Source organism: Corynebacterium sp. MSK071, assembly GCF_030232125.1.
GTDB classification, from domain to species: Bacteria; Actinomycetota; Actinomycetes; order Mycobacteriales; family Mycobacteriaceae; genus Corynebacterium; species Corynebacterium kefirresidentii.
In genome coordinates, this window is record NZ_JASPJA010000008.1 from 19,978 (window position 1) to 46,295 (window position 26,318).

Sequence of the window (26,318 nt, forward strand, 5' to 3'; positions counted from 1 at the left end):
CCACTGGAGGTGTTATGCCCGAAGGCGATTCCGTCCTGCAGCTATCCAACCGCCTGCAGTTCATGGCCGGACGCGAGGTCACCGGCTGTTCCGTGCGCGTGCCGCGCTACGCCACCGTGCATCTAGACGGCATGGTATGCGAGCGCGTCTGGCCCTATGGCAAGCACCTCTTCATGCAATTCGACCAGACCATCGTGCACACTCACCTCAAGATGGAAGGTACCTGGGCCATCCATTACGCAGGCGACCGCTGGCGCAAGCCCGGACATACCGCGCGCATCGTCCTGCAGCTAGCCAACGCCCCGCGCGATATTGAGGTCGTTGGTCACCAGCTAGGCTTCGTGGAGATCTATCCCGCCGACCAGTACCATCAGCGCATCGCCCACCTCGGACCGGATATTCTCGATCCTGACTGGGATCGCGAAGAAGCCCTGCGGCGGCTAAATAACCGTCCCCAACGCGCCATCGGCGCGGCGCTGCTCGACCAAAAGGTCGTCGCCGGCATCGGCAATGAATACCGCGCCGAGGCCTGTTTCCTAGCAGGGGTGCACCCGGCCACACCAGTATCCGAGGTGGATACCGCCCGCATCCTCGACATCTCTCGGCGCATCATGTGGGCTAATCGCACCTCCCCGGTACGCGTGACCACCGGCGTGCGCCGCGCCGGGGAGACGACCTATGTCTTCGGGCGCAATCGCAAGCGCTGCCGCCGCTGCGGCACCTTCATTACCAAGGGCGCGCTCGGCGGTGTGGATGCCGGCGGCGATGAAGGCGAACTCGAGCGCATCATCTGGTGGTGCCCTCATTGCCAGCCGCTTCACCCCGCGAAATAAGATTCCCGCGCTAGTGTGGGGGACATGCGTACCTTTCTTAACATCGTTTGGTTTATCACCGGCGGGTTCCTCCTAGCCCTTGCCTATTTCCTCTTTGGCATCATTGCCTGCATCTTCATCGTTACTATCCCAGCGGGCGTGGCGTCGTTCCGCATGGCTAATTTCGCCCTGTGGCCATTTGGCCGCTCGGTAGTGCAGCCAGTCAAGGGTAGTGGCTCCATGTCCACCTTCTCCAATGTCGTCTGGTTCGTCGTCGCCGGCCTGTGGCTGGCCATTGGTCACGTAACCACCGCGGCGGCACAGGTAGTGACCATCGTGGGCATCCCAGCCGCGCTGGCCAACCTGAAGATGATCCCGGTTACCTGCTTCCCGTTTGGCCGCCGAATTGTGAACTCGGAAGAGATTCCCTTCGGCTGGGAGCCGATGGTCAAACTTTAAGCGCCGGACCGCAGACAAAACAAGCACGTTCTGCCCAATTTCGTGCTGATTATGGGCAGAACGTGCTTGTTTTATAACGCCTTGGGGAGAAAGACCATAAAGCAGCCGCGCTATCCGCCCGCGGAAGGTTCGAAAGCGGGTTAACGCGGCTAAAAGTGGGCGTTTAGCGGTTGGAGCGGTACCAACCGATGAGCTCGTCGGTGGATTGGTCGCCGGATGCGGCCTCCTCCTTACCGGAGACAGCCGGCGCCAGGTCATTAGCCTGCTGCTTGCCCAGCTCCACGCCCCACTGGTCGAAGGAGTTGATATCCCAGATAACGCCCTGGGTGAACACGATGTGCTCGTAGAGCGCGATGAGCGCGCCGAGGGTCTGCGGGGTGAGTTCCTCGGCCAGGATGGTGGTGGTCGGGCGGTTGCCTGGCATGACCTTGTGCGGCACGACGTCTGCGTCAACGCCTTCGGCGGCGATTTCTTCTGCGGTCTTGCCAAAGGCCAGGACCTTGGTCTGGGCAAAGAAATTGCCCATGAGCAGATCATGCATGGAGCCGGAGCCATCGGCGGTGGGGAAGTCCTGCTTCGGGCGGGCAAACCCAATAAAGTCCGCCGGGATGAGGCGGGTGCCTTGGTGCATGAGCTGGAAGAAAGCGTGCTGGCCGTTGGTGCCTGGCTCGCCCCAGTAGATTTCGCCGGTGGACGGGACGGTGACCGCGGTGCCGTCGCGACGCACGGACTTACCGTTGGATTCCATGGTCAGCTGTTGCAGGTAGGCCGGGAAGCGGCCGAGGTCCTGCGAATAGGGCAGAACGGCGTGAGTCTGGGCGCCGAAGAAGTTGGTGTACCAGACACCAAGGAGGCCCATGAGTGCGGGGACGTTTTCTTCCAGCGGGGCGGTGCGGAAGTGCTCGTCCATGGCGTGGAAGCCTTCGAGGAAGCGCATGAAGTCCATCGGTCCAATGGTGCACATAAGAGACAGGCCGATGGCACAATCCACGGAGTAGCGGCCGCCAACCCAATTCCAAAACGGGAACATATTCTCGGTATCGATGCCGAATTCGGCTACCTTTTCCGCATTGGTAGATACGGCGACAAAGTGCTTGGCCACGGCGGATTCATCGCCATCGAATTGCTCGATGAGCCAGCGGCGCGCGGCGTGTGCGTTGGTCAGCGTCTCTTGGGTGGTGAAGGTCTTGGAGGCGATGATAAATAGGGTGGATTCGGCATCCAGGCCATCGAGGGTGGCGGCCATATCGGCGGGGTCGATGTTGGAAACGAACTCTGCGGAGATGCCAGCGACCTCGTAGGAGCGCAATGCCTTAGCTGCCATGGCCGGACCAAGGTCGGAGCCGCCGATGCCGATATTGACTACCTTTTTGATGGTGTGGCCGGTGTGTCCCAGCCAGGAGCCGGAGCGCAGCGCGGTGGCGAAGTCACGCATGCGGCCTAAGACCTCGTGGACATCGGCGGCAACGTCCTGGCCGTCAACAGTCAAGTCATCTTCGACCGGGACGCGCAGCGCGGTATGCAGCACTGCGCGATCCTCGGTGTTATTGATGTGCTCGCCGGCGAACATGGCATCGCGGCGGGACTCTAGATCGGCAGCCTTGGCTACTTCCACCAGCTGCTTGATGACGTCCCCGTCGATCAAATTCTTCGATAGATCGACGTGCAAACCGGCGGCGTCGAAAGTGAAGTTGCGGGCGCGGTCTGCATCGGCGGCAAAAAGCTCGCGGAGGTTGAGATCCTTTTTGGTCTCATATGCCTTCGCGAGATCGCTCCACTGGGCAGATGCGGTGATATCCATGATGGTTGGCCTTTCTGGCAACTAGCGCATTGGCAACATTTACCTCTCCCACCGTAGTCCAGAAAGGGCAACCGCGTCGGGCCCTTCTAGAGGATGAGTGCGCCTGCCCAACCGGCGATGAGCAGCGGAATATTGAAGTGGATAAAGGTGGGAATGACCGAGTCGCGGATGTGGTCGTGCTGGCCATCCGCACCCAAGCCGGCAGTGGGGCCGAGGGTGGAATCGGAGGCGGGAGAGCCGGCGTCGCCAAGCGCGCCTGCAGTGCCAATGAGCGCAACGGTGGCCGCGGGGCTAAAGCCTAGCGACATGCACAGCGGCACGTAGATAACGGAAATGATGGGCAAGGTGGAAAAAGACGAGCCGATGCCCATGGTGACTACCAAGCCCACCACCAGCATGGCACCGGCGGAAAGGACCTTATTGGTGCCAAAGAGGTTAGCGGTGGCATCCACCAGTGGGCCGACCTCGTTGGTGGCCGTCATGACCGAGGCAAAGCCCTGGGCGGTGATCATGATGAAGCCGATGAGCGCCATCATCTTCATGCCATTGGTGAAAACGTCATCGGCATGCTTCCAATCCACCGCGCCGGTCAGCAGCAAAATACCCAGGCCGGTCAGTGCGCCGACCATGAGGCCATCGGATTCGAAGTCGAGCGCCTGCATGATAATCTGCACCGCAAAGGTGGCAATGATGGCCACGACGGAGACCCAGATCTTATAGGTAGAAGGGGTCTCTTGGTGCTCCTCAGCGGTGATGGGGAGGTCCTTATAATCACGCGGCTTGCGGTAGCTAAAGAAAATAGCGATGAGCAGGCCTGCGAGCATGCCGAGCGCCGGAACACCCATAACCTGCATGATATTTATATCCGAGGTATCCAACCCCGCCTGCTGGATATTAAATAACAGGATGTCGTTTAAGTAGATGGAGCCAAAGCCCACCGGGATGAACATGTAGGTGGTAATAAGGCCAAAGGTCAGGCAGGTGGTAATGAGCCGGCGGTCTAAGCGCAGCTTATTCATCACCTTAAGCAGCGGGGGAACGATTAGTGGAATGAAAGCAATGTGAACCGGGATGAGGTTTTGGCTCATCACGGACATGGCAATGAGCCCGAGGATGAGCATCCATTTAGTGGCCAGGGCCGCCTTGGGATTTGCTTCGCCGCTGCCGCCGAGCTTGCGGATGAGGAAATTAGCCAGGACCTGGGGCAGCCCGGCCGAGGCCACGCCCATCGCAAAAGCGCCCAAGAGGGCATAGCTCAGCGCAATCTTGGCGCCGCCGCCCAAGCCATCTTGGAAGGCAACCATGGTGGCATCGAGTCCCATGCCGGACATGAGCCCGCCGACGATGGCACCCAAGAAGAGAGCCACCACCACATGCACGCGCAAAAGGGCGAGCACGAGCATGACTATGACGGCGATGAGAACTGCATTCATGCTTAGCCAGGATACTGCATAGTATCGGCTGGCCAGTAATTATTCGGCTAGCCCAACCGGCCGCGGCCCATGCGCAGCAGCGCAGAGGCGATGGTGGGGCCTTCTTCGCCGAGTTCATCGCGGAACTGATTCAAAATTGCGATCTCGCGCGTGTGGACGAGGCGGGTGCCGCCGGAGCTCATGCGGGTGCGGCCAATAGCCTGAGAGACTTCCGTGCGGCGCTTGGCAGCATCCAGGATGATGCGGTCCATGCGGTTGATTTCTTCGCGATACTGCTGGATCTCCGCATCAGATAGGGGATCATCCGTGCCCGAAGGCGTGCGGATGTCCAGGCCGTTATCGACGATGTCCTTGTTATCTTCTGCGGTCATAAGACCATATTGTGCCACCCGCCCACGCAAAAGGAAATAGCAGCTCGCACGGCGGATACGGGGCGTGTCCGGTGGGGCTAGTAGGTTGGAAGGCACTATGAACGAAAACTCTCCTTTTAGTCCTTCCCCGTCTACCGGCGGCGCACCCACACCAAGCCCCTTTGGCGGCTTCGGCGCACCGCGCGCAGCGAGCCCGCAATCCGAATCCCCCGATGCCTTGACCGAGGGCCTCAACCCACAGCAGCTAGAGGCCGTTACCCACTCGGGCAGCCCGCTGCTCATTGTCGCCGGCGCTGGTTCCGGTAAGACCGCCGTGCTTACCCGGCGTATTGCTTATCTCATGCGCCATCGCGGGGTAAATCCGTGGGAGATCCTCGCCATTACCTTTACTAATAAGGCCGCCGCGGAAATGAAGGAGCGCGTGGGCGGGCTAGTTGGCCCTGTGGCCGAGCGCATGTGGGTATCTACCTTCCACTCCATCTGCGTGCGCATCCTGCGTCAAAATGCGCAGCTCGTGCCGGGGCTTAATACCAATTTCACCATTTATGATGGCGATGATGCCCGCCGGCTATTGTCCATGATTGCTAAAGATATGCAGCTGGATCTGAAGAAGTACACCCCGCGCGTGCTGGCTAATCAGATTTCTAATCACAAAAATGAGCTCATTGGCCCCGAATCCGCGCTGGAGGCGGCGCAACAGACCAAGAATCCTTTTGATACCACCGTGGCCCAGGTCTATGCCGAATACCAGCGCCGCTTGCGCGCGGCCAATGCCGTGGACTTTGATGATCTCATCGGTGAGGTGGTGCGGATCTTCACCCAGCACCAGCAGGTGGTGGAATTTTATCGGCGGCGCTTTAAGCACGTGCTTATTGACGAGTACCAGGACACCAACCACGCCCAGTATGCGCTGGTTGCTGCGCTCGTGGGCAGGGGAGAGCTCGGCCCTGACGCGCCCGAGCTGTGCGTGGTGGGCGACTCCGACCAGTCCATTTATGCCTTCCGTGGTGCGACCATCCGCAATATCCAGGAATTCGAGCGCGACTACCCGCAAGCACATACCATCCTGTTGGAGCAGAATTATCGCTCTACCCAGACCATTCTCAATGCGGCCAACGCCGTTATTGCTAAAAATGAGAACCGACGCGAGAAGAACCTGTGGACGGCCCACGGTGAAGGCGAGCAGATCGTGGGCTACGTTGCCGATAACGAGCACGATGAGGCGCGGTTCATCGCCTCCGAGATTGATTCCTTGGCGGATAAGGGGCGCAGCTATTCCGATATCGCGGTCATGTACCGCACCAATAATGCCTCCCGTGCGCTGGAAGATATCTTCATCCGCTCCGGAATTCCCTACAAGGTGGTCGGTGGAACGCGCTTTTATGAGCGGCGTGAAATCCGCGATATGGTGGCCTACCTGCGCATCCTGGATAACCCGGATGATACGGTGAGCCTGCGCCGCATTATCAATGTGCCCAAGCGCGCCATTGGGGATAAAGCACAAGGGCACATTGCCCTCCATGCAGAAAACCACGGCATTAGCTTTGGCAAGGCGCTTGCCGATGTCCCTCGTGGCGAAGTGCCTGGCCTAGCCACCCGGGCCATTAACGCGGTCACCAAATTCAACGAGATGATGGAGGGCATCCGCAATCAGATCCCTTCCATGCGCGATGAGGTTACTGGCCAGCCGGATTTGGGTGAGCTGCTCACCGCCATTTTGGATGCCACGGGATACAAGGCGGAATTGGAAAACTCGAACGATCCGCAAGATGGCGCGCGCCTCGATAACTTGAATGAGTTGGTATCGGTGGCACGCGAATTTACCTCAGAGGCCGCGAACCAGCTGGCTGCTTCGGGTGCAGATGCAGTGGATCCTTCCGAGTTAGTGGAGGAGGGTGAGGCCGCGCCGGGCTCGCTGCAGGCCTTCTTGGAAAAGGTGTCGCTGGTGGCTGATGCTGATCAGATTCCTGACTCGGAGACTGGCGTGGTCACCATGATGACTCTGCACACCGCAAAGGGCCTCGAGTTCCCCGTGGTCTTTTTGACCGGCTGGGAGGATGGCCAATTCCCGCATATGCGCTCTCTCGGTGACCCGAAGGAGTTGAGCGAGGAGCGCCGCTTAGCCTATGTGGGCATTACTCGTGCCCGTGAACAGTTGTATCTCACCCGTGCCATCTTGCGCTCGGCTTGGGGCAACCCGGTGACTAATCCTGCCAGCCGCTTCCTCGGCGAGGTCCCTGCAGACCTCATCAACTGGCAGCGCGAAGACTCCGATAGTTCCCTAACCGGTGCGTGGGGTGAGGACGATTACCAATATGGTCGTTCCTACGGCCGCGACTGGTCTGGGTGGGGCAGAGGTGGGGCCCGCGGTGGCCAGTGCGCTGCGTCTTCCCCATCGCAACGCACTAGCAAGCCGGCGGCAACCTCAATGCCTAAGAACAATAACTTCAACCTGGCCGTGGGTGACCGTGTCAATCACGCTAAGTACGGGCTCGGTACCGTTATTGAGACGTCGGGCTCCGGTAAGCGTGCCACGGTCACCGTGGACTTTGGTTCTTCCGGTAAGGTCCGGCTGATGCTCATCGGCGGAGTGCCGATGGAAAAGCTCTAGACCGAAATGCCGCGCTCGTTGAACCAGGAGACTGGGTCAACGGGTGCTCCACCACCTGGGTGAATCTCAAAGTGGAGGTGCGGGCCCGTGGAGTGGCCCTCGTTGCCAATGCCGGCGATCTCTTGACCCGCGGTCACGTGGTCGCCCACATTTACCTTGAGCTGGTCTGCCGACATGTGGCCGTAGACGGAGATGGTGCCGTCATCGTGCTGGATGCGGATCCAGTTGCCAAAGCCCTGTGCTGGCCCGGAGTTGATGACGGTGCCGTCCATGACCGCCACAATCGGGGTGCCCACGGAGTTTGCTACGTCGATGCCGTTGTGCATGGTGCCCCAGCGCTGGCCGAAGCCGGAGGTAAGGGTGCCGGAGGTAGGAAAGACCACTGTATTGCCCGCGGAGTCCTTGCCGCGCTTCGTGGTGAGTCCAGAGTGATTTCCCTGGGGAGCGAATGCTTCTTTCAATCCCGGTACAGAACCCGGATCCAAGACGATATTTACTCCGCCGGATTCGTTTCCATCTACCTGCGGGGTAGCCTCGCCGTTGAGAACGCCTACGGTAGTGGTGGCCAAGCCCACGAGGGCGTCGACCACACCGGCGTCATCTACGTTCGTAGCGGTGGGCTCGGAAGAGCCGTCCGATACGTCCACGCTAGCCACTGGCTCTGCAGCAAAAGCGGTGGTGCCGGTAGCAAGTACGGTACCGAGCGTAACGATGCTCAGCGCCACGTTCTTGCGTGCGCGGTTCATGCGCTTCATATCTTAAGTCCTTTTCATGGCTTGCATGGTCTCGGGACGCTTGCGCCCTAGTGAGGGCGGCGTCTTGCAACTGCCAACCGCGACACGCCGAAAGCTGAAATGCTTGCGTTCGAAATCGCTCGTGGCAACGAGTTAAAAGTTAGCCCGCCTGAACGGCCCGCGCAATCTTAAAAAACGCTGGTAGCGGCGGAAAAAATTCGAAATTATTCGAACATGCCAGCTTGTTGCGCGTGTTACGAATGTGACTAGAGTGGCGTGTGTGAAGTGTTGGTTTAGGGACTGGGGGTAGACTTTGGGGGTGGGTATGCCGCTCTGGAAATGGCGTGTTGCGTTCAAACCCAGTGATTAGCGGAAAATGTGTATTTACCTGCGACAAGGCTGAGCGCTGGACTTGCCTGTGCGGCGCAATTTGTGTCTAGGTCCGGTGGTGGAGCGCTTGTCTCGACGGGGCTTGCCATTTGTTGGAGGCGCAATGGGAAGGCTGCGACGCACTTGAGTCGTCTTGGGGAAGGTTGGCTGCAGCCGCGGTGGTCGGGAGCCGGCGCTGGTGTCTTTAGGGGCAATTGTGGACATGAAAAAGCGCCGCAGGAAAGCCACTGCGGCGCTTAACAAGAAGGTGTTTGGGTGGGAGCCTTAGAGGTCGATGCCTCGCTCAGCCAGCCAAGGCTGCGGATCGATTGCCTCGCCACCGTTCGGGTGAACTTCGAAGTGGAGGTGGGAGCCGGTGGAAAAGCCCATCGAGCCCATGCCGGCGATCTTCTGGCCGGCATGCACGTGCTCGCCAACGGCCACGTCAAGGGTCTGCATGTGACCATAAACGGTCATGGTGCCGTCGTCGTGCATGATGCGGATCCACTGGCCAAAGCCGGAAGCTGGACCGGAGTCGATGACCGTACCATCCATGACGGCAAGGATGGGGGTGCCGGGAGAGTTGGCGATGTCGACGCCCTTGTGGAAGGTGCCCCAGCGCATAGCGAATGGGGATGTGAATGCACCCTCGGCTGGGCGGGCTACGGACGGTGCGCGAGCGGCTTCGTCAGCGGCGGCGCGCTCCTCGGAAGCCTGGATGGCCTTGTTGAGCTGATCGGATAGATCTGCAACCGGCTTTGCTTCAGCTACATTGAGGATCTGCGGAGTGGTATCAACGGGGGCCTCAGCAGCGTCCTCAACCTGGGTGGAATCAGAAGCGAGCTCGAAGTCAACGGACTGCGTCTTGGTAGTGGCCGCGTCATCAGACTGGATGTTTGCAGCGGCTGCGCCACCTACGCCGGCGGTGGATACGGCACCTGCCGCAACCGTCATTACGGCGATGCGGCCCTTCGCGGTCTGCGAGGTGACAATCTTGCGATGGCGACCGGCGCCACGCTGAACTTTGCTTCGCATTAGGTCTTCTTTCGTCTTTTTCACAATCTGCGCAATCTGAGTGTTACGTCCCCACCGAGTTAGTTACGAGATTGTGACCTTCTTGTTACCAACGAGATGTAACAGTAGCGTCTCGAAAAGATAACAGCAACCCAAATTAAGAAATTTTTAGGCGTTGCTCGAGGGAATTGCCCACGAGCAGGCAACATAATCCGAATGGCATATTATTACTGCGACCAAGATCCCACTCGGGCTGCGTGTGGGTCGTATAAAACCGATAACTTTCCATTCATGTTACTGTAGCCAGAGTTAAAGGTGTGAAACCGGGGTAGATTTTATACTCCTAATATATATGTGTGGTCAAGGTGCAGGGGTGTCGCCGGTGATTTTATGGCTACCTCGTCGCGCCACCCCAGATCTGCTGCCGGAAAGTGGCAAAGTGGACGCCGATGAACAAAAACACCAGCCCCCATTCTCGGTCAACGCCCCGCCCGCGTAGCCAGGCGCGGGGCAGGACGGTGCGCACGGAGCGCACCCCACGCGCGCCCCATCCCAGCGGGGCCCGCCAGCCCTCTGGATCGGCGCAACGTGTCGCCCGAAAGGCCGGATCTAAAGCCAAAGCGCGCCGTACTCCTGCGCCGCTGACTAGGGCCGGCCGCATCCGACGCATGCTTATCACGGCGGCAGTGCCCAACGTGGTCATTGTCCTTATCATTATGGCCATTGCCCTCGGTGGTCTTATGCTGGCCGGCTCACCCATGGCGTGGTGGTACACCATCGTGGCGGAGTCATGGATGGTCTTTAACCTCGCGCCAGTCTCGGCGGCCGAAGTGCACATGTCTTTCTTGCCCGCCTTACCCGCGCTCATCTTGGCTGCGGTCGTGGCAGTCCGCGTGCGTAACGCGGTTAAGCACAAGGTCAGCGTCAAAGACTTGCTTATTCTTCTTAGCTGCGTCCTTGGCGTGCCAGTGGTATTTACCATCATCGCCTGGCTGATGCTGTGGGACGCGGGCAAGGTCTATGATGTCTCCCCGCCAAACCTGGCACAGGCTTTGCTGCGGGTTATTGTTCTACATCTTGCTGCTATGGCAGCCGGCATGGGCTCGCGCTTGTGGCGGGCATTGGCCAAGCGTTATGGGGTGCCGCGCCAGATTGTCGACGCCACTCAGATCGCCCTTCGCTACCTCGGCTACCTAGCCATTGGTGCCGCCGTAGTCTTTGCGGTGGTTTTCCTCCTCAATATTTCTCGCCAGGGCGAGATGATGGATGAATATCCCACGGTCTCCGGTCTAGGTGTGGCCGGACTAGTGCTAGTGAGCCTGCTATACATTCCCAATGCCATCGTCAGCACCGCTGCGGTGGTGGTGGGCTCAGAGTTTTCCATCGGCGAAGGTTCGGTCAGCCTCTTTAGTGCCCACCTCGTGCCGTTGCCACCGCTGCCGATTACCGGTGGAATCCCGGCCTCCGCGCCTAGCTGGGCCGTAGTGCTTCTAGTTGTCCCGCTCGGCGCCGCAATCTACGCCCTATATAAAAAGCGGCCAAGCTTCCAGGACGTACTAGTAGCTACGGTGGCCTCCGCGGTAGTGATGTTTATTGCCTGCTACCTTGTCAGCGGCGACCTTGGCTACTACGGCGCCACCGGTCCGATTCTGTGGACCGCCGCAGGCCTAACCGCCCTGTGGATGGCCGTTGTCGGCAGCGCCGTTGCCGCAGGTTTTGCCTTTGTGGCATGGCGCGCGGCGCGCACGGCACGTGTCACGGCCCCTGATACTCCCGATTCGGATGCCGCTGAAGACGACGCCCCTGAGGCCGCCGCTGAAACCGACGAGACCCCAGTTGAACCGGAGCGCGAGCCCATCACCGATCCAGAGATCGTTGACGCCGAAGTAGTTGAGAACGAGCCCGATGACTCCGCCCCTGACGCAGCCGCGGATGGGGAAGAAGGCACCCCAGCTGAGGATGCGGCGAAGCAGCAGGAGGAACCGGAGGAATCTGAGAAACACGAGGAATCGGACGAACCTGAGGACGCTGAGGAGAAGAAAAGGGGCGTCGCCAAGCCGGTTAGCCAACAGCTCAAGGACCAAATGGGGGAGAGCGAGCAGGCTTCCTCGAGCGAAAATTCCTCCGCGGAAGGGGAGAGAGACTAGGCTATAGCGCGTGACTTCACCGATGCCTCCGCGCTATACCGCTGACCCTGAACGCCTCCGAGTGGTGGTGCTCGTTTCTGGAACGGGTTCACTGCTGCAAGCCATCGTGGATGCCCAAGCAGGGCACTACCAAGTGGTGAAGGTGGTGGCGGATAAGGAATGCCACGGTATTTCGCGCGCACAGGACCACGGGATCGATACCGAGGTCGTGGCGCTAGGTGCCGATCGCGCCGAATGGAATCAACGTCTGGTTGACGCAGTAGATGCTGCGCAGCCAGACGTTGTTGTTTCTGCGGGCTTTATGAAGATCCTGGGAAAGGAATTTCTTGACCGCTTCGAAGGCCGCACCATCAATACCCACCCGGCGCTGCTGCCAGCTTTCAAGGGAGCGCACGCCGTGCGCGACGCCCTAGACTATGGCGTGAAGATCACCGGCTCTACCGTCCATTTTGTGGATTCGGGAGTGGATACCGGACCCATCATCGCGCAGCGATCCGTAGCCATCATGGCGGACGATGATGAGTCCACTCTCCACGAGCGCATCAAACAAGTAGAGCGCGATCTCATCGTGGAGGTGCTGCGCGCAGCAGACGTCCACAATGAGGAACTTATTATTCAACTCGCAGACTAAGACTTTTCGAAAGGCTTAATCCTCCTCATGAGCGAAGACCGCAAGCAGGTAAAGCGCGCTCTTATCAGCGTGTACGACAAGACCGGGCTGGAGGATCTGGCCCGCGCCCTCGATAAGGCAGGCGTAGAAATCGTCTCCACCGGCTCCACCGCGAAGAAGATCGCGGACCTAGGCATCGAGGTCACTCCGGTAGAAAAGCTCACCGGCTTCCCAGAGTGCTTGGAAGGCCGCGTCAAGACGCTGCACCCGCGCGTTCACGCCGGCATCCTGGCCGATACCCGCAAGGAAGAACACCTCAACCAGCTCGCCGAGCTCGAGGTAGAGCCTTTCCAGCTCGTCGTGGTCAACCTGTACCCCTTCCGCGAGACCGTCGCTTCTGGCGCGGACTTCGATGGCTGCGTGGAACAGATCGATATCGGCGGCCCGTCTATGGTGCGCGCGGCCGCTAAGAATCACCCGTCTGTTGCCGTGGTAGTAGATCCCTCCCGTTATGACGAGGCTGTGGAGGCCATCAACAACGGGGGCTTTACTCTAGAGCAGCGCCGCGGCTTGGCCCGCGACGCCTTCCTGCATACCGCGGATTATGATGCGGCCGTCTCCGCCTGGTTTGTGGACCAGCTGAGCGAGGAAGGCCAAACCACCCCGCTGCGCTATGGCGAAAACTCCCACCAAAAGGCCACCATCACCCGCATCGGTTCTACGGGCCTTGCCAATGCCACCCAGTTCAACGGCAAGGAGATGAGCTACAACAACTACCAGGATGCGGATGCCGCCTGGCGCGCCGCTTGGGACCACGAGCGCCCCTGCGTTGCAATTATTAAGCACACCAATCCTTGTGGCATTGCCGTTTCTGAAGAGTCCATCGCCGCCGCCCACCGCGCGGCGCATGCGTGTGACCCGATGTCCGCCTTCGGCGGCGTCATCGCCGTCAACCGCGAGGTCACCGTGGAGATGGCCGAGCAGGTCAAGGAAATCTTTACCGAGGTCATCGTCGCTCCTTCCTACGAGGACGGCGCCATCGAAGTCCTCAAGGCCAAGAAGAACCTGCGCGTGCTGCAAGCAGAACACGAAGACCAGCACGAAGAGCGCAAGTACATCTCCGGCGGCGTGCTCACTCAAGAGCCAGATACCTACCAGGCCGAGGGCGATGACCCAGCAAACTGGACCCTGGCCGCAGGTGAGGCCCTCAACGAGTCCGATATGGCTGAGCTCGAGTTCGCCTGGCGCGCCGTGCGCGCGGTGAAATCTAATGCGATTTTGCTGGCTAAGGACAATGCCACTGTGGGCGTGGGCATGGGCCAGGTCAACCGCGTTGACTCTGCCAAGCTCGCCGTCGAGCGCGCCAATACCCTGGCCGATGGCGCCAACCGCACCAAGGGCTCTTTCGCAGCTTCCGACGCCTTCTTCCCATTCGCCGATGGCTTGCAGGTGCTTCTCGACGCCGGCGTGAAGGCCGTAGTCCAGCCCGGCGGCTCCATCCGTGACGAGGAAGTCATTGCAGCGGCCAAGGAAGCCGGCGTTACGCTGTACCTGACTGGCACCCGCCACTTCGCCCACTAGCCTAAGCTAGTTTTCATGACGTTCCCTATCCGCCGGGCCTGGGGCCCGGCAGCTGCCCTCAGCGCCTGCGCACTCTCCCTGGGCGCGTGCGCAAGCGCTGAGGATGCAGCGGATAATTCCCCTACTTTTGTCAATACCGAGGCACGCGGCACGGCCGATCCCTTGTACGGAGAGACCACGTCTGCAACGACTGCGTCCTCATCCGCAGCCCCTGCTGCCGAGCGCGCCCCGTCCGACTCCACGGAACCTCCGGTCGCAGCCCCTGCCGATGACGTTCAAGCCGTACTTGATCGCATTGTGGCAGAACACGGAAATGTGGGCATTGCGGTCTCCGATGGCACCTCTACCGTCGAGGCTGGGCGCACCGCTCCCGAAGCCGCGTGGTCAACCTCCAAGGTGCCCGTGCTTATTGCGGCGCATCGTACCGGTGTTGCCGATAGTCAGCTGGTGTCCTCTGCAATTACTTACTCCGATAACGAGGCCGCCAAGGCCGCATGGGCAGCATTAGGCGAGCCGACCGTGGCCGCACAGGCCGCCCAAAGCGTTATTGCGGAGGCAGGCGATACCGCCACCCAAGTCCAATCCCAGGTCACCCGCCCGGAATTTACGGCCTTTGGTCAAACCATGTGGAGCGTGGGCAACCAGGCTAAGTTTATGGCTGGGTTGCGCTGCGTGGACGGAGCTCAGCCGATTATAGACGCCATGGGAGTCGCCGATCCTGCACAAAGCTATGGCCTACGCACCCAGCCGGGCGCCTTGATGAAGGGCGGCTGGGGACCGAACCCTGCCGGTTCCTACGATGTGCGCCAGATGGGTATCGTCCGGTTGGGCGGGCATGACGTCGCCGTAGCATTAATTGCCTCGTCCCCTGATGGGCAGTACGCCTCCACCCAAGCGGTTCTTACCTCTATGGTCGAGGAACTAACTCAAGCCGATACGCAGTGGCCCAGCCCCGCCTGCTAGGCCTGTCATTAGAAAGGAAAGCTTATGCCTTATCGCTCTCGCCTCCGCCTGCTTATCGCCGCGGGGTTCGTCCCACTCGTGGCCGCCAGCCTCGCGCTCAGCGGCTGCAGCAACGCCAAGGATGAAGCTGCCCCTAGCTTTAAAGGCCAGGGTAGTGGAATGACCACGGTCGACAACGCCGATAAAGAAGACAAGAGTGGCGAGGAAACCACGGCTGCGCAAGAGACCGCAACGAAAGATGAGGAAACCCCCGAGGAGCCACCGGTAGTTACGGTCACGCAGACAGAAAAGCAGGAATCACCATCCTCTTCCGGCGGAGGTCAGAAGAGTGGTGTGGGTAACTATATTTCCAACTTCAACGAGTACGGATGGCTGGATGGCGGTTACGCCAACTGTCAGCGCTTTGAGCGTGCCTTATTCGCCGGCTCTGGTCCCGACGGCAGGGCCATCATTTGTGAAACCGGCGGCGGCTACAAGGTCTATCGCTCGTCGATGTTTGATGGTCAGTTCCAAACGGACGACGTTACCCAGGACGGGAATAACTACTACGTCAATGCGGATCCCTCGATTATCGTGGTGACCCCGAGTGGCGTCAGCGTGCGCGAGGGAGGCGGATTGGCCGCCACGGGAGAGTTCACGGAGTCGTGGCAGCGCTGATGAGGGGTTAGCGCGACTTCTTCTTTTTGCGGTCGGCCGCTGCGGCGGCGGCTGCGGAGATGGAGTCGTTGCGATTCTTCAATAGCTCGAGGGTAGTTTCCTCGGCGTTATCGGGAACGGAGGCACCGAGGACGGCTAAGGCGGCGTCGGCAAGCATAGCGGCCGTCTTCGGCACCGATTGGGAAGCATCGAACGGCGGGGTGCCGTTATTGGTCCGCATTTCGATGACGGATAGCGCAATGTGGAAGGGAAGCTCCACGCGGGGATCCTCCTCGCCCACAATGGCGGCGGCGGTAGAGCGGAAATGATTCTGCAGGCGGTCGCGTGATTCGTGGTATTCGGAAAACTCCGGAGAATTAGCCACCGGCAGCTGATATAGGCGTCCCACGTTCCAGCCGCTGGTGAGCAGTAGACGTGATTCCGCGGCGACCAAAGACCACAGGCGCTGAGCCGGATCCGCATCGGTGCCGGCCAGCTCATCGGCCAACTCCAAGGAAGGCTCGATGGTGGAATTGAGCAGCGTAAGGAAAATCTCCGTCTTGGACGGAAAGTGGTAGTACAAAGAGGCCTGGCGGATGCCAACCGCATCTGCAATCTGGTGCGTGGATGTGGTAGCTAACCCTTGAGTAGTGAAAAGCTCGGAGGAGGCGTCCAAGATCTCCTCTCGGGCGCTATTTCCCCTGCGCCGCGGGCTGTGTTTACGCGGCCTACCGACGGTGCCTGCCATGCGGTGGGACGCCTCCTTTCACAAAAAGAAATTGCTTTTAATTACCAACTGTACAATCTTATGCCCGACTAGGTACTGCTTCCGAATCCGCACCTTAGGGACTATTTATATTCTTCTGTCTGCTGGGTAATGGACTCAAACACGGCCGAGACAATACGGCATGCCGAGCCATAAGCAGTGCGGTCCAACGGTGGAAGATCCCGCAGCGTGGCTGGACGGTCGCTGACGCGCTCGTACCAACGGCGCAACTCTAATGCATAGCCGGTACGCCACGCTAGATCCAAAGACTCTGCGTCGGTGGCGGTGAGGACAGCGCGCTCAACGCCAATCGCCAGGCGATCTACCGTCGGGCGAGGCCCCGGCGCCGCCCAGCGAGCGATAGCTGCAATGGGGGAGAGCAGTGTCGCCTTGATGTCCACAGCAGCATCTCGGTCCGGCAGGCCGTCCACCATTTTCAGAGTAGGCGGGCGCTTGGTCAAAGCTTCTTCCAGGAGTGCTTGTTCTCCGCCGTTTCCCAAGGGAAGGCCGGCATCGACGCGCGCGGCAATCGAATCGGCGGCCTCGTGAGCCTGGAGGCCGACATCAGAAAAGACTTCCTGGAGATCGGAATCCTGGCCAATCCACTCCACGGGCATAGATGGCAGCTGGTCGCCCCGAGCGGCAGCACCGGTAAGGCGTACCGGTGAGTTGACCCCAGGGGAGCGAACGATATCTACCAACAAGTGGGAATACCAGTGAGACAATTCAATCTCATTGTCTTGGTGAGCGACCGCATTGCGCAAGATATCTTGGGCCTCTGCGAGCAGCCCGCGGGCTGTAGCGCGGGACTGGCAGTGCGGGGCAAGCTCGGAGAGATCGAGTAGGGATTGGTGTAGGGCCATTGCTCACTGCCTTTCACTAGTGCGAAGCCGGTGCTTCCCCCAGCGGCTGCGGGGCGCACGAATGCTTTAAATCTAACACCTTGGCCGCGTGGGCTGAATATGTGGGTGTAAAGGCGGGAGTAAGAGGGAGAAAACGACTATCGCCGCCTGCCCTCGAGGAGGGAGGCGGCGAAAGTCTATGGATCTTTTACCGTGTCACACTTGCCAGCGGCAAAAGTGCGCTGTTGATACCCAGCTACTGTTTAGCGGGTGGTGAACGGCAGGAGAGCCATTTCGCGTGCGTTCTTGACTGCGGTAGCAACCTGACGCTGCTGCTGCGGGGTCAGACCGGTGACGCGACGGGAACGGATCTTGTGACGATCCGAGATGAACAGACGCAGAGTCTTGGTGTCCTTGTAGTCCACCTTCTCGATGCCCTCAGCCTTCAAAGGGTTCTTCTTCGGGCGACGGCTCTGCTCCATACGGAACTTCTTTTGGTTATTGCGCTTATTAGCCATTGTGCAATTACCCCTTTACCAGCTGGACTTACGAACGCCCGGCAGCTCACCACGGTGAGCCATGCCGCGCATACGGACACGGGACAGGCCGAACTTGCGGAGGTAAGCGCGTGGGCGGCCATCGGCAGCGTCACGGTTACGTACGCGGGCTGGGGAAGCGTCACGAGGCTGGCGGTTCAGCTCGAACTGAGCCTCCAAGCGCTCCTCATCCGGGGTGTTCGGGTTCTTGATGATCTTCTTGAGTTCAGCGCGACGCTCCGCATAGCGGGCGACGATTTCCTTGCGCTGCTCGTTCTTAGCGATCTTGGACTTCTTAGCCATTGATTATCGCTCCTCGCGGAATTCGACGTGCTTGCGGGCAATCGGATCGAACTTCTTCAAGGTGATGCGATCCGGGTTGTTGCGCTTGTTCTTACGGGTCACGTAGGTGTAACCGGTGCCCGCAGTGGACTTCAGCTTAATGATTGGGCGGATATCGTTACGTGCCATACTTAAATCTTCTCCCCACGTGCGCGAATCTTAGCCACAACGGACTCGATGCCATCGCGGTCGATGATCTTCATGCCCTTGGTGGAAACATTCAGGGTGATGGTACGGCCCTCAGAGGGCAGGTAGTAGCGACGACGCTGCACGTTGGGGTTCCAACGGCGCGAAGTGCGGCGGTGCGAGTGCGAGACCTGCTTGCCGAATTCCGGCTTGCGGCCCGTTACCTGGCAAATAGCCGACATGGGTCTTCTTTCTCCTAGCCGCCCACATCATGGCTATGGACAATGAAACGCCGACTGCCGAGTGAGGGTGGCAGTGCTCAAAAGTGAGGTGTGAGCGGGTGCGGCGCCATCGTCGAACGCCAGTAGACGGGGCGTAAAACGTATATTTTGACAACAGCAAGGGAAAATCTTACAGCCTTGGGCGCGAATTACCTAATCGCTACCTTGCTGTGGTTAGTGGGGCTGTTAGTGGTTGTGGGGTGGCATTTGGCTGTGGTGTGCCGCCATGCGTAATACAAGAAACTGGTGTGAAGTGAGTGGTCGGAGCGGGGAGGGGATTTCGCATCTGGGGTAGTTGACTGTAGGATAATTCAGGTTGTTGACCCGTGCCGCACGGCACGCGGTTAGCAGAGTGAAATTTGTACGTCCCAACTCGGGCACGATCCGCTCCATAAGTGGGTGGAACCGACCCGTAGTCCAACCCTGAGGGAATATATATGAAGAAAGATATTCACCCGGATTACCACCCGGTAGTCTTCCGTGATGCTGGTACCGGTCACTCCTTTTTGACTAAGTCCACCGCTTCCTCCGACCGCACCGTGGAGTGGGAAGATGGCAACGAGTACCCACTGATCGTTGTTGACGTTACCGCTGAGTCCCACCCGTTCTGGACTGGTGCACAGCGCGTTATGGATACCGCCGGCCGCGTCGAGCGCTTCAACCAGCGCTTCGGTGGCATGGCTCGCCGCAAGAAGAAGAACGCGTAAGGAGGAGAATAGAAAATGGCAACTCCTAAGTTTAAGAAGTCCCGTGCGAACACTCACGCACGTCGTTCCCAGTGGAAGGCTGACAACGTGGCCCTCCAGGAAGTCACCATCGACGGACAGACCGTCCGCATCCCGCGCCGCTTGGTCAAGGCTGCCAAGCTGGGCCTGGTTGACGTAGAGCAGTTCTAAGCTCGTTTCGCACTTTCCCCGTTCGCTCTCTGTAGGAGGGTTGAGCGGGGATTTTTGGTATCTTAAGCATGTTTCGACCTTATTTGGGGGGCTATGGGGGTAAATATTTCTCATAACTTCATGAAGTTGCGTTTCATCAGTAATAATTAGGATCATGAAAATCCTTGTGGTGGATGATGAACAACCCGTCCGTGAATCGCTACGCCGTTCCCTACGTTTCAACGGCTACGATGTGCTGACTGCTAGCGACGGCTTAGAGGCAGTGGAGGCGGTGCGCTCTGAGAATCCAGAATTGCTGATTCTGGACGTCATGATGCCAAACATGGATGGACTTGAGGTGTGCCGCACCCTGCGTAGCGAAGGCTGGGACCGTCCGATTCTCGTGCTGACCGCGCGCGATGGCGTATCGGACCGCGTAGCTGGTCTCGATGCTGGCGCCGATGATTACTTGCCAAAGCCATTCGCACTGGAAGAGCTCTTGGCGCGCGTGCGTTCCTTGGTTCGCCGCGCTTCCGCAGATTCCATCGCTGCTGAGGCTCCGGTGGAGAGCAAGCTTAGCTTCGAAGACCTAGAACTCGACGCTGATACTCGTGAAGTAAGCCGCGGTGGCCGCTCAATTTCTTTGACGCGTACCGAATTTTCCCTACTGCAGCTCCTTATGGAAAATCCCCGCAAGGTGCTTTCTCGTAGCAAGATTCTGGAGGAGGTATGGGGCTATGATTTCCCTACCTCTGGCAATGCGCTCGAGGTCTATATTGGCTACCTACGTAAGAAGACGGAGGGAGACGGCGACTCGCGTCTTATCCACACTGTCCGTGGCGTTGGTTATGTCTTGAGGGAGTCTCATCCGTGATCTTAAGGAAGCCCGCTTCCCCTGCAGTGGCTTCCGGGAAAGCACAGCCCACACCTCTTACTGAGTTCTCTGAAAGTCAAGGGAGCTGGGCTTCACGGGCGCCACTGCGGTGGCGCCTTGCTACTGTTACTGGCCTTGTGGTGGCCGTAGCCGTTGCCGTAATGACCTTGGCAACGTACTGGGTAGTATCTATGTCCCTGACTGCCTCCGTAGATGACCGCTTGGAGGCCAAAGCGGATGCCTTGTTGCGCAAGAGCCAGGACCCGCGGTTTATCGACAACGTGGATCAGGAAATTGAAGAATTTAAGTCCTATAACCCTGATACGCGCGTTTCCTTATCGCCGCCCTCAACGAGCTTGTCCTATGGCGATACTATTCCCCTCGGTGGAGACTTCCATCGGACGGAAGACTATACAGACACCTCCGTGCGTACGGTCGGCGGCGAACGTGTTCTGGCCAAACGCCACGATCTAGGCTCTACCGTTATCGTTGCGCAATCTCTGGCTCCGACCCAAGAATTCATCGCCATCCTCGGCACAGTTTTGCTGATTATTGTTGCGCTTGGCATTTTGCTCGCCATCTTTGCTGGTCTCATCGTGTCCAAAACCGGCATGCAACCCATTGCGCGCTTGAAACGCGCAGTGGATTACGTGACGCAGACCAATGATCTGCGCCCCATCGAAGTATCCAATAATGACGAGATGGCTCAGCTGACCACATCCTTTAACCAGATGCTGGAAGCTCTGCAAGAGTCTCGGTCGCAGCAGGCCCAGTTCGTCGCCGATGCCGGGCACGAGCTGAAGACGCCGTTGACCTCAATGCGTACCAATATTGAGCTTTTGATGATGCTTAATCGCGCCGGTGGCGGCTTTGGCATGAGCGATGAGGACCGCAAGGACCTTGAAGATGACGTCATGTCCCAGATGAACGAACTCTCCACCTTGATTGGTGACCTCGTTGACTTGGCGCGTGAGGATGGCAACGAACGAGAACCGGAACCGGTGGACCTGTGCGAGGTCATGATGTCTTCCTTAGAGCGTGCCCGTCGCCGCCGCCCGGACGTGGAATTTCTGGTGCGCTTTATCCCGTGGGAGCTGGATGGTGACCCCTTCGCATTGGGCCGCGCTACGTTGAATCTGATGGACAATGCGGCTAAGTGGTCGCCGGCTACTGGCACGGTACGCGTGTCCATGGAACAGCTATCTTCCCACGAGGTGCGCTTGCGCTTTGATGACTCCGGTCCGGGCATTGCGCCGGAGGAGCGGGAGAAGGTTTTCGAGCGCTTCTACCGTTCGGCAGAGGCGCGTTCTATGCCTGGCTCTGGTTTGGGCCTGGCTATCGTGAAATCGGTGATTGAGCGCCACGACGGCACGATTAAGATCCGTGAGTCTAATGATGGTGGCACGCGCATGGAAGTAGTCCTGCCGGGCAAGCCCGTGTCCGGAGAAATCTTTGTCGATGGTTTGGCAGAACCGCATGAGGGGCAGCCGGGCGGCAATGAAGATTCCAGCGATCGCGGTGAAATCTTTGCTCAACGCTGGTTTAACCAAGGGTAGGCTGCGGCCTTTTATACTGGTGATCGCATACAGCTACCTTTCAGGAATTCCTAGTAGGTTGGCAGATCAGTAACAGTCTTGACTAAGCGAAGTGAGGCATAGTTTTCTCATGAACATGAGGAATGACGATTACCGCGGCTTTGATGGTTCCTTCCCGGAGGGAGCGTCCCAAGAAGGGCCGGGTAAGGCCGAGCCGGTACACGGTGGTCCGAACTTTGGAGACATCGGGCAGCCAAACCCAAACGCTGGCACCGCCGGCCCCTATAGCAGCGACGCCGACGCGCAGGAATATGGGACTGGCTCGTATTCACAAGGCTGGAATCAACCACGCGGCGGTGCAGAAGGAGCTGATCCCAGCGCGCTAGGTTCACAGGCGCCGTACCCGCAGGGCCCGCAGACCCAAAGCTTTAATACTCAGGGCCAGGAAGGTCCGATGGTCACCCCGCTGCCCCCGCAACCGGAACAAAAGAAAAAGATTGGCCTCGGCGCCGCAACTGCCTTGGCTGCCGTAGCCGCAATCGCCGCGGGTTCAATCGCTGGAGCCGTGGTCGGTATGAATTCTGGGGGAGGCAACAACGATACGTCAGTGGTCAATGAGGCGCTCAAGGCCCAGCCGGCCAATAACAGCACCGGCAAAGAACCAGAAAAGGGCTCCGTTGAAGAGGTAGCCTCCAAGGTTTTGCCGGCGGTGGTTTCTATCCAGACGATGACCCGGACGGGCGGGGCAGAAGGCTCCGGTTCCGTTATCTCCCCGGACGGCTACGTGCTGACCAATCACCACGTGGTTGCAGGCGCTGAGCACGGCGGCATGATGCAGGTGACCATGAACGACGGCAGCAAGCATGATGCTGACGTGGTGGCTTCCGATGCGAATACTGACGTGGCCATTGTGAAGATAAAGGATGTCAAAGACCTGCCGTTCTTGCAGTTCGGTGATTCTGATTCCGTCGCCGTGGGACAGGAGGTTGTGGCCGTGGGCTCTCCTCTGGGCCTTAATGCGACCGTGACTTCCGGTATCGTTTCTGCCAAAAACCGCCCAGTGCGCGCCTCCCAAGAAGGCGGCGAGTCTTCCTTGATTGACGCCATTCAGACTGATGCCGCGGTCAACCCGGGCAACTCCGGCGGTCCACTGGTGGACCGGGACGGAAATATCGTGGGCATGAACTCCATGATTGCTTCGCTGTCCAGTAATTCCACCGGGGAGGGCGGATCCATCGGACTGGGCTTCGCCATCCCGTCGAACTTTGCCAAGCGCATGGCGGACGAGCTCATTAATGATGGCAAGGTCACTCACCCGACCCTAGGCGTGAAGGTGCTGGCGCGTGACGACGGCAATGGTGCCCGTATCGCCGGGGTTGAGCCAGGTGGCCCAGCAGATAAGGCGGGCCTGAAGGAAGGTGACATCGTCACCCGCGTCAATGATCGCTTGATCGAGAATGCCGATGCCCTGATTGCGGCGGCGCGGTCGCAAGATTTTGGCGCGACAGTGACCTTGGAGGTTACACGCGAAGACTCGGATGAGTCTCGTCAGGTAGAGGTAACCCTCTCAGGCGAGTAAATTACTGTGCAAGACCTCATTAGGTGCTGAATGCACCGTACCTCACACCGCCGAAAGGCCCTACTGCCTTAAATTAAGGAGAATAATGCCAGATTTGCAGCAGGACTTGACCGACTCCGCGCAACCGGAAGGCGAAGGCAAGCACGATTCCTTGATGGATGTTGCCGAACCCGATGATGCCTTCCTGCTAGCGAGCGAGCAGGAGGATAGCCTAGCCGCGCCACGCCGTGCTCTCATCGTTATTGTCACTGATCACCCTGGGGAGCAATCCGATAGCACCTCTCAGTTGGTCAGTGAGTTGCTCGCGGAAGCTAACTTCCGTGTCGATGGCGCCATCGTGGTGCGTTCCAAGAAGTCCAAGATTCGCCAGGCCATTGAGACCGCCGTGGTCGGTGGCGTGGATTTGGTGCTGACCGTAGGCGGCACCGGTGTAGGCCCGCGCGACAAGACCCCGGAGGCTACCCGCTCCGTCATTGACAAGATGGTTCCGGGCGTGGCCCAGGCGCTGCGTTCTTCCGGTCAAGCCTGTGGCGCGGTGGATGCTTGCACGTCCCGCGGCTTGTCGGGCGTTTCTGGTTCGACTGTAGTGGTCAACCTTGCCTCGTCGCGCGCTGCGGTTCGCGATGGCATGGCTACCTTGGCACCGCTGGTGCACCACCTCATTGAGCAGCTGCAACAATCCAGCGTTCAGTAATCACAAGGCATAGTCTATGACGTTCCGGAAAAATCGTCGGAGAGTCTTCCGTCAATCGGAAGCTGCCGATTATGACCGTAGTGCTGATAAGCCCGGCACATCGGCTGCCCACGGGGTCGATGAGGATCGAATTGTTAACGTTGATGACGCGGAATCGGCCACCGCAGCAGAAGGGGAGTCTGGTCAGCGCGATGAGCAGTTCTACCGCGAGAACCAGCCCCCACACTATGGCGGCTAGTGCGAAGGAGAAGAGTGCAATCACGCACTCAGTAAAGGGATAGATAAAAGCCCGCGGTTCCTACTTCCTCGGAAGCGAAACCGCGGGCTTTGTGCTGCGAACAGCGACAGGCGTATAGCGAAAGGCTACTTGGCCTGGTGGCGGCCGCCGCCGGTGGAACCGTAGTCTGCGTCCTCTGCGGCGTGGGAGGAACGGCTAGTGCCGGTTCCCGGGATGTCCGTATCGGAGACATTCTGGGCTTCGAGCAGATCGCGGATTTCTGCCAGGAGCTCCTCGGAGGTTGGGGCGGGAGCCTCAGGGTCGACACCGTGGCGGCGCTTAGCGGCCTCGGTGAGCTTATTAATCGGCATCACGATGAGGAAGTAGACTACTGCGGCGATAATGAGGAAGTTGATCGCCGCGGAGATGACGGCGCCGAAGTCCACAAAGGTGTTTTTCGCCTCCGTGATCTGGAAGCCAACGGCCCCAACCTCGGCGGAGCCGAGGGAGTTAATGATCGGCTGGATAATAGAATCCGTAATGGATTTGACGATTGCGGTAAAGGCAGAACCGATGATGACTGCGGTGGCAAGTTCGATGACGTTGCCACGCATGATGAAGTCTTTGAAGCCCTTGAGCATGGTGATAAGCACCAACCTTTCTGGGAATAACTAACGGTAGGTAGAAACCATGGACACTGCGAAACCTTAATGGAGCCGGTAACCGACCACAACTGTTGTGGCTGAAAAGGTCTAGTGTTGCTGCGGGTGAGCGCGATCACCAACTATGACCACCGTGAGCGGCTGGCTTAACGACGCCGCGGCAACATCATTAGCGTGATCTTGGGGCAATGCGAGTAAAACGGTCGACGAGGAAGCCTCGCCTTCCGGGCTGGAGGTAGACACCACGCGTCCGCCTGAGGCGATAACGCGTGCGGTAGGGGTTGCGGCGGCCGCCCCCGCCTCAACTGCGGTCACCACGTCCACGGTGTCGCCGTGATGCAAATGGGGGATGATATCGGGCTCGGCAAGTTTGACCGGAATCATCCGCCCGGCCTCGGCCCCTGTGCCACCCACCAAGCTGGAGACAAGATCTTCTCCTAGAAGGCGAGCACCGGTAATCACTTCGCCCTTGTTGGCGGCGGCGGTAATAACGCGGCCACTTAGTTCTTCTGGCTTTTCCGTTAGCGTAGAATCGGGGATAGAGGAGGCAGGAAGCCGGGCTAGGTCGACGTCGGCAAGCGCAAGCTCTGCTCCCGCCGGCAGATCGCGGCTAAAAACGGGAACGCGCGGTAGCTCCTTGGCCGCCGAAAGGGCCGAGGCTAGCGCGGCAATAAGGAGGGCCACCGCAATGGCGCGGCGCACTAGTACGCCGCGGCGGTGGCCAGGGGTGCGGAGGGTATCAACGAGGCGGGGAAAATGAGAAGTGGGCATACTTTTTTAGACTGTCCAAAACCGCTCATGGTTCCCGTACCCCGGAAACTAGAAGCGAGTGATGCCGTGGGCGGTGACGACGGCATCGACCTTGCGGTCGTGGTCCTCGGTAGGTAGCTCATCTAGCAGCTCGGTGGGGTAGACCATGGCGAAGACCGGTGGCTTGCCGTGGGGAAGTGGCTCTAGTGCGCGGTCATAGTATCCGCCGCCTTTGCCCATGCGGTTGCCCTTGGCGTCTACGGCCATGGCTGGGGCGAGTACCAGATCGCACTCGGCCAGGACGCTGCTATCAAAGCTTGGGCCTTGGGGCTCATTCAAACCCATCGCGCTTTCGTGCATTGCTTCTTTGCCGCGGTATTCAGCAAAGGTCAACGTGCCATTCTCGCCGGAAATTGGCAAGAGGACGCGGGAGACATGCTCCTTGAGCCACGGCACAAAATCGGCGCCGCCCGGCTCCGAACCCAAAGGCCAGTAGGCAGCCACGGTCATGGACTCGGTGAGTTCGGACTCGAGATGCTTACGCACGCCAGCAGTAAAGGCGTCGTGGTCTTCGGCGGAAAGTTCGCGGCGGGCCTGGACCAAGCGGGCCCGCAGCTCGTTTTTAGCAGTCATGGAAGAGGTCATAAATTAATCATAACCCCGCGGCGTAGCGGTGCACGGGAAAATAATGTGGCGTT

General features: G+C 59.2%; 30 protein-coding genes. 15 read left to right on the forward strand and 15 right to left on the reverse strand.

The genetic code is table 11. The annotated features are described in order from the left end of the window. The first annotated feature begins 14 nt into the window (after positions 1 to 14). Positions 15 to 833, forward strand: a complete 819-nt coding sequence (locus QP990_RS07880) for a DNA-formamidopyrimidine glycosylase family protein (RefSeq protein WP_023021992.1) — start codon at positions 15 to 17, stop codon at positions 831 to 833. 24 nt (positions 834 to 857) lie between these two features. After that, positions 858 to 1,271, forward strand: a complete 414-nt coding sequence (locus tag QP990_RS07885) for a YccF domain-containing protein (RefSeq protein ID WP_023021991.1) — start codon at positions 858 to 860, stop codon at positions 1,269 to 1,271. 163 nt (positions 1,272 to 1,434) lie between these two features. Here QP990_RS07885 and pgi read toward each other — a convergent pair whose 3' ends face one another. The 3 genes from pgi to QP990_RS07900 all read right to left on the reverse strand — a co-directional run bounded on the left by pgi (position 1,435) and on the right by QP990_RS07900 (position 4,876). Continuing rightward, a complete protein-coding gene (pgi, locus tag QP990_RS07890) occupies positions 1,435 to 3,072 on the reverse strand; it encodes a glucose-6-phosphate isomerase (RefSeq protein ID WP_023021990.1) in 1,638 nt (545 codons plus the stop codon). A gap of 86 nt (positions 3,073 to 3,158) precedes the next feature. Beyond that, entirely contained in the window at positions 3,159 to 4,505 is a 1,347-nt protein-coding gene (locus QP990_RS07895) for a Na+/H+ antiporter family protein (protein ID WP_023021989.1), read from the reverse strand. Positions 4,506 to 4,552: 47 nt separating this feature from the next. Then, complete coding sequence (locus QP990_RS07900; RefSeq protein ID WP_023021988.1) at positions 4,553 to 4,876, reverse strand: chorismate mutase; 324 nt, start codon at positions 4,874 to 4,876, stop codon at positions 4,553 to 4,555. Between the two features lie 97 nt (positions 4,877 to 4,973). Here QP990_RS07900 and pcrA point away from each other — a divergent pair, with 97 nt between their 5' ends. After that, complete coding sequence (pcrA, locus tag QP990_RS07905) at positions 4,974 to 7,487, forward strand: DNA helicase PcrA (protein ID WP_284798921.1); 2,514 nt, start codon at positions 4,974 to 4,976, stop codon at positions 7,485 to 7,487. On the opposite strand, the gene QP990_RS07910 is transcribed toward pcrA, so the two are convergent. The 3 genes from QP990_RS07910 to QP990_RS07920 form a co-directional block, all read right to left on the reverse strand. After that, positions 7,484 to 8,242, reverse strand: coding sequence for a M23 family metallopeptidase (locus QP990_RS07910; protein WP_023021986.1), 759 nt, complete (start codon positions 8,240 to 8,242; stop codon positions 7,484 to 7,486). The two genes, pcrA and QP990_RS07910, sit on opposite strands and share 4 nt — an antisense overlap. A 633-nt stretch (positions 8,243 to 8,875) precedes the next feature. After that, the gene (locus QP990_RS07915) at positions 8,876 to 9,625 is read right to left on the reverse strand and encodes a M23 family metallopeptidase (RefSeq protein WP_023021985.1); all 750 of its coding nucleotides are present in this window, start codon (positions 9,623 to 9,625) and stop codon (positions 8,876 to 8,878) included. Positions 9,626 to 9,998: 373 nt separating this feature from the next. Then, positions 9,999 to 10,223: a hypothetical protein gene (locus QP990_RS07920; RefSeq protein ID WP_167371308.1), complete on the reverse strand. Its 225-nt coding sequence runs from the start codon at positions 10,221 to 10,223 to the stop codon at positions 9,999 to 10,001. Positions 10,224 to 10,272: 49 nt separating this feature from the next. On the opposite strand from QP990_RS07920, the gene QP990_RS07925 reads away from it, so the two are divergent. From QP990_RS07925 to QP990_RS07945, 5 genes are read left to right on the forward strand one after another with little or no spacing between them, the layout of a single operon-like run. Then, a complete protein-coding gene (locus tag QP990_RS07925; RefSeq protein WP_023027763.1) occupies positions 10,273 to 11,751 on the forward strand; it encodes a DUF6350 family protein in 1,479 nt (492 codons plus the stop codon). Between the two features lie 22 nt (positions 11,752 to 11,773). Beyond that, positions 11,774 to 12,382, forward strand: coding sequence for a phosphoribosylglycinamide formyltransferase (gene purN / locus QP990_RS07930; protein WP_023021983.1), 609 nt, complete (start codon positions 11,774 to 11,776; stop codon positions 12,380 to 12,382). A 27-nt stretch (positions 12,383 to 12,409) separates the two neighbouring features. Beyond that, on the forward strand, positions 12,410 to 13,942 hold the full coding sequence (gene purH / locus QP990_RS07935; protein WP_023021982.1) for a bifunctional phosphoribosylaminoimidazolecarboxamide formyltransferase/IMP cyclohydrolase: 1,533 nt from the start codon (positions 12,410 to 12,412) through the stop codon (positions 13,940 to 13,942). Positions 13,943 to 13,957: 15 nt separating this feature from the next. Beyond that, the gene (locus QP990_RS07940) at positions 13,958 to 14,905 is read left to right on the forward strand and encodes a hypothetical protein (protein ID WP_284798932.1); all 948 of its coding nucleotides are present in this window, start codon (positions 13,958 to 13,960) and stop codon (positions 14,903 to 14,905) included. Between the two features lie 24 nt (positions 14,906 to 14,929). Next, on the forward strand, positions 14,930 to 15,562 hold the full coding sequence (locus tag QP990_RS07945) for a hypothetical protein (protein WP_239207976.1): 633 nt from the start codon (positions 14,930 to 14,932) through the stop codon (positions 15,560 to 15,562). A 7-nt stretch (positions 15,563 to 15,569) separates the two neighbouring features. Here QP990_RS07945 and QP990_RS07950 read toward each other — a convergent pair whose 3' ends face one another. From QP990_RS07950 to rpmB, 6 genes are all read right to left on the reverse strand, one after another. Continuing rightward, positions 15,570 to 16,289 carry a TetR/AcrR family transcriptional regulator gene (locus tag QP990_RS07950; RefSeq protein ID WP_284798936.1) on the reverse strand — a complete coding sequence of 240 codons (720 nt, stop codon included), beginning with the start codon at positions 16,287 to 16,289 and terminating at the stop codon, positions 15,570 to 15,572. A gap of 101 nt (positions 16,290 to 16,390) precedes the next feature. Continuing rightward, positions 16,391 to 17,170 (reverse strand): putative nucleotidyltransferase substrate binding domain-containing protein, encoded by a 780-nt coding sequence (locus QP990_RS07955; protein ID WP_239207978.1) that lies wholly within the window; start codon positions 17,168 to 17,170, stop codon positions 16,391 to 16,393. Positions 17,171 to 17,412: 242 nt separating this feature from the next. Continuing rightward, complete coding sequence (gene rpsR / locus QP990_RS07960; protein ID WP_005279904.1) at positions 17,413 to 17,667, reverse strand: 30S ribosomal protein S18; 255 nt, start codon at positions 17,665 to 17,667, stop codon at positions 17,413 to 17,415. Positions 17,668 to 17,682: 15 nt separating this feature from the next. Next, the gene (gene rpsN / locus QP990_RS07965) at positions 17,683 to 17,988 is read right to left on the reverse strand and encodes a 30S ribosomal protein S14 (protein ID WP_284798942.1); all 306 of its coding nucleotides are present in this window, start codon (positions 17,986 to 17,988) and stop codon (positions 17,683 to 17,685) included. A gap of 3 nt (positions 17,989 to 17,991) precedes the next feature. Further along, positions 17,992 to 18,156 (reverse strand): 50S ribosomal protein L33, encoded by a 165-nt coding sequence (gene rpmG / locus QP990_RS07970; protein WP_005279910.1) that lies wholly within the window; start codon positions 18,154 to 18,156, stop codon positions 17,992 to 17,994. Positions 18,157 to 18,158: 2 nt separating this feature from the next. Continuing rightward, the gene (gene rpmB / locus QP990_RS07975) at positions 18,159 to 18,395 is read right to left on the reverse strand and encodes a 50S ribosomal protein L28 (RefSeq protein WP_005279911.1); all 237 of its coding nucleotides are present in this window, start codon (positions 18,393 to 18,395) and stop codon (positions 18,159 to 18,161) included. Positions 18,396 to 18,871: 476 nt separating this feature from the next. Here rpmB and QP990_RS07980 point away from each other — a divergent pair, with 476 nt between their 5' ends. The 7 genes from QP990_RS07980 to QP990_RS08010 all read left to right on the forward strand — a co-directional run bounded on the left by QP990_RS07980 (position 18,872) and on the right by QP990_RS08010 (position 24,229). Next, a complete protein-coding gene (locus tag QP990_RS07980; protein WP_005323793.1) occupies positions 18,872 to 19,141 on the forward strand; it encodes a type B 50S ribosomal protein L31 in 270 nt (89 codons plus the stop codon). Positions 19,142 to 19,156: 15 nt separating this feature from the next. Beyond that, positions 19,157 to 19,330, forward strand: a complete 174-nt coding sequence (gene rpmF / locus QP990_RS07985) for a 50S ribosomal protein L32 (protein ID WP_005279913.1) — start codon at positions 19,157 to 19,159, stop codon at positions 19,328 to 19,330. A 154-nt stretch (positions 19,331 to 19,484) separates the two neighbouring features. Beyond that, positions 19,485 to 20,183, forward strand: a complete 699-nt coding sequence (locus QP990_RS07990) for a response regulator transcription factor (protein ID WP_023021977.1) — start codon at positions 19,485 to 19,487, stop codon at positions 20,181 to 20,183. A 161-nt stretch (positions 20,184 to 20,344) separates the two neighbouring features. Continuing rightward, on the forward strand, positions 20,345 to 21,739 hold the full coding sequence (locus QP990_RS07995; RefSeq protein ID WP_232218749.1) for a HAMP domain-containing sensor histidine kinase: 1,395 nt from the start codon (positions 20,345 to 20,347) through the stop codon (positions 21,737 to 21,739). Positions 21,740 to 21,848: 109 nt separating this feature from the next. Beyond that, positions 21,849 to 23,297 carry a S1C family serine protease gene (locus tag QP990_RS08000; RefSeq protein WP_248099122.1) on the forward strand — a complete coding sequence of 483 codons (1,449 nt, stop codon included), beginning with the start codon at positions 21,849 to 21,851 and terminating at the stop codon, positions 23,295 to 23,297. 85 nt (positions 23,298 to 23,382) lie between these two features. Beyond that, a complete protein-coding gene (locus tag QP990_RS08005; protein ID WP_023021974.1) occupies positions 23,383 to 23,991 on the forward strand; it encodes a molybdenum cofactor biosynthesis protein B in 609 nt (202 codons plus the stop codon). Positions 23,992 to 24,007: 16 nt separating this feature from the next. After that, a complete protein-coding gene (locus tag QP990_RS08010) occupies positions 24,008 to 24,229 on the forward strand; it encodes a hypothetical protein (protein ID WP_023021973.1) in 222 nt (73 codons plus the stop codon). Positions 24,230 to 24,354: 125 nt separating this feature from the next. On the opposite strand, the gene mscL is transcribed toward QP990_RS08010, so the two are convergent. The 3 genes from mscL to QP990_RS08025 all read right to left on the reverse strand — a co-directional run bounded on the left by mscL (position 24,355) and on the right by QP990_RS08025 (position 26,265). After that, positions 24,355 to 24,849 (reverse strand): large-conductance mechanosensitive channel protein MscL, encoded by a 495-nt coding sequence (gene mscL, locus QP990_RS08015; RefSeq protein WP_023021972.1) that lies wholly within the window; start codon positions 24,847 to 24,849, stop codon positions 24,355 to 24,357. A 111-nt stretch (positions 24,850 to 24,960) separates the two neighbouring features. Next, the gene (locus tag QP990_RS08020) at positions 24,961 to 25,641 is read right to left on the reverse strand and encodes an SAF domain-containing protein (RefSeq protein WP_023027832.1); all 681 of its coding nucleotides are present in this window, start codon (positions 25,639 to 25,641) and stop codon (positions 24,961 to 24,963) included. A 48-nt stretch (positions 25,642 to 25,689) separates the two neighbouring features. After that, a complete protein-coding gene (locus tag QP990_RS08025; RefSeq protein ID WP_023021970.1) occupies positions 25,690 to 26,265 on the reverse strand; it encodes a 5-formyltetrahydrofolate cyclo-ligase in 576 nt (191 codons plus the stop codon). Between the last annotated feature and the right edge of the window lie 53 nt (positions 26,266 to 26,318).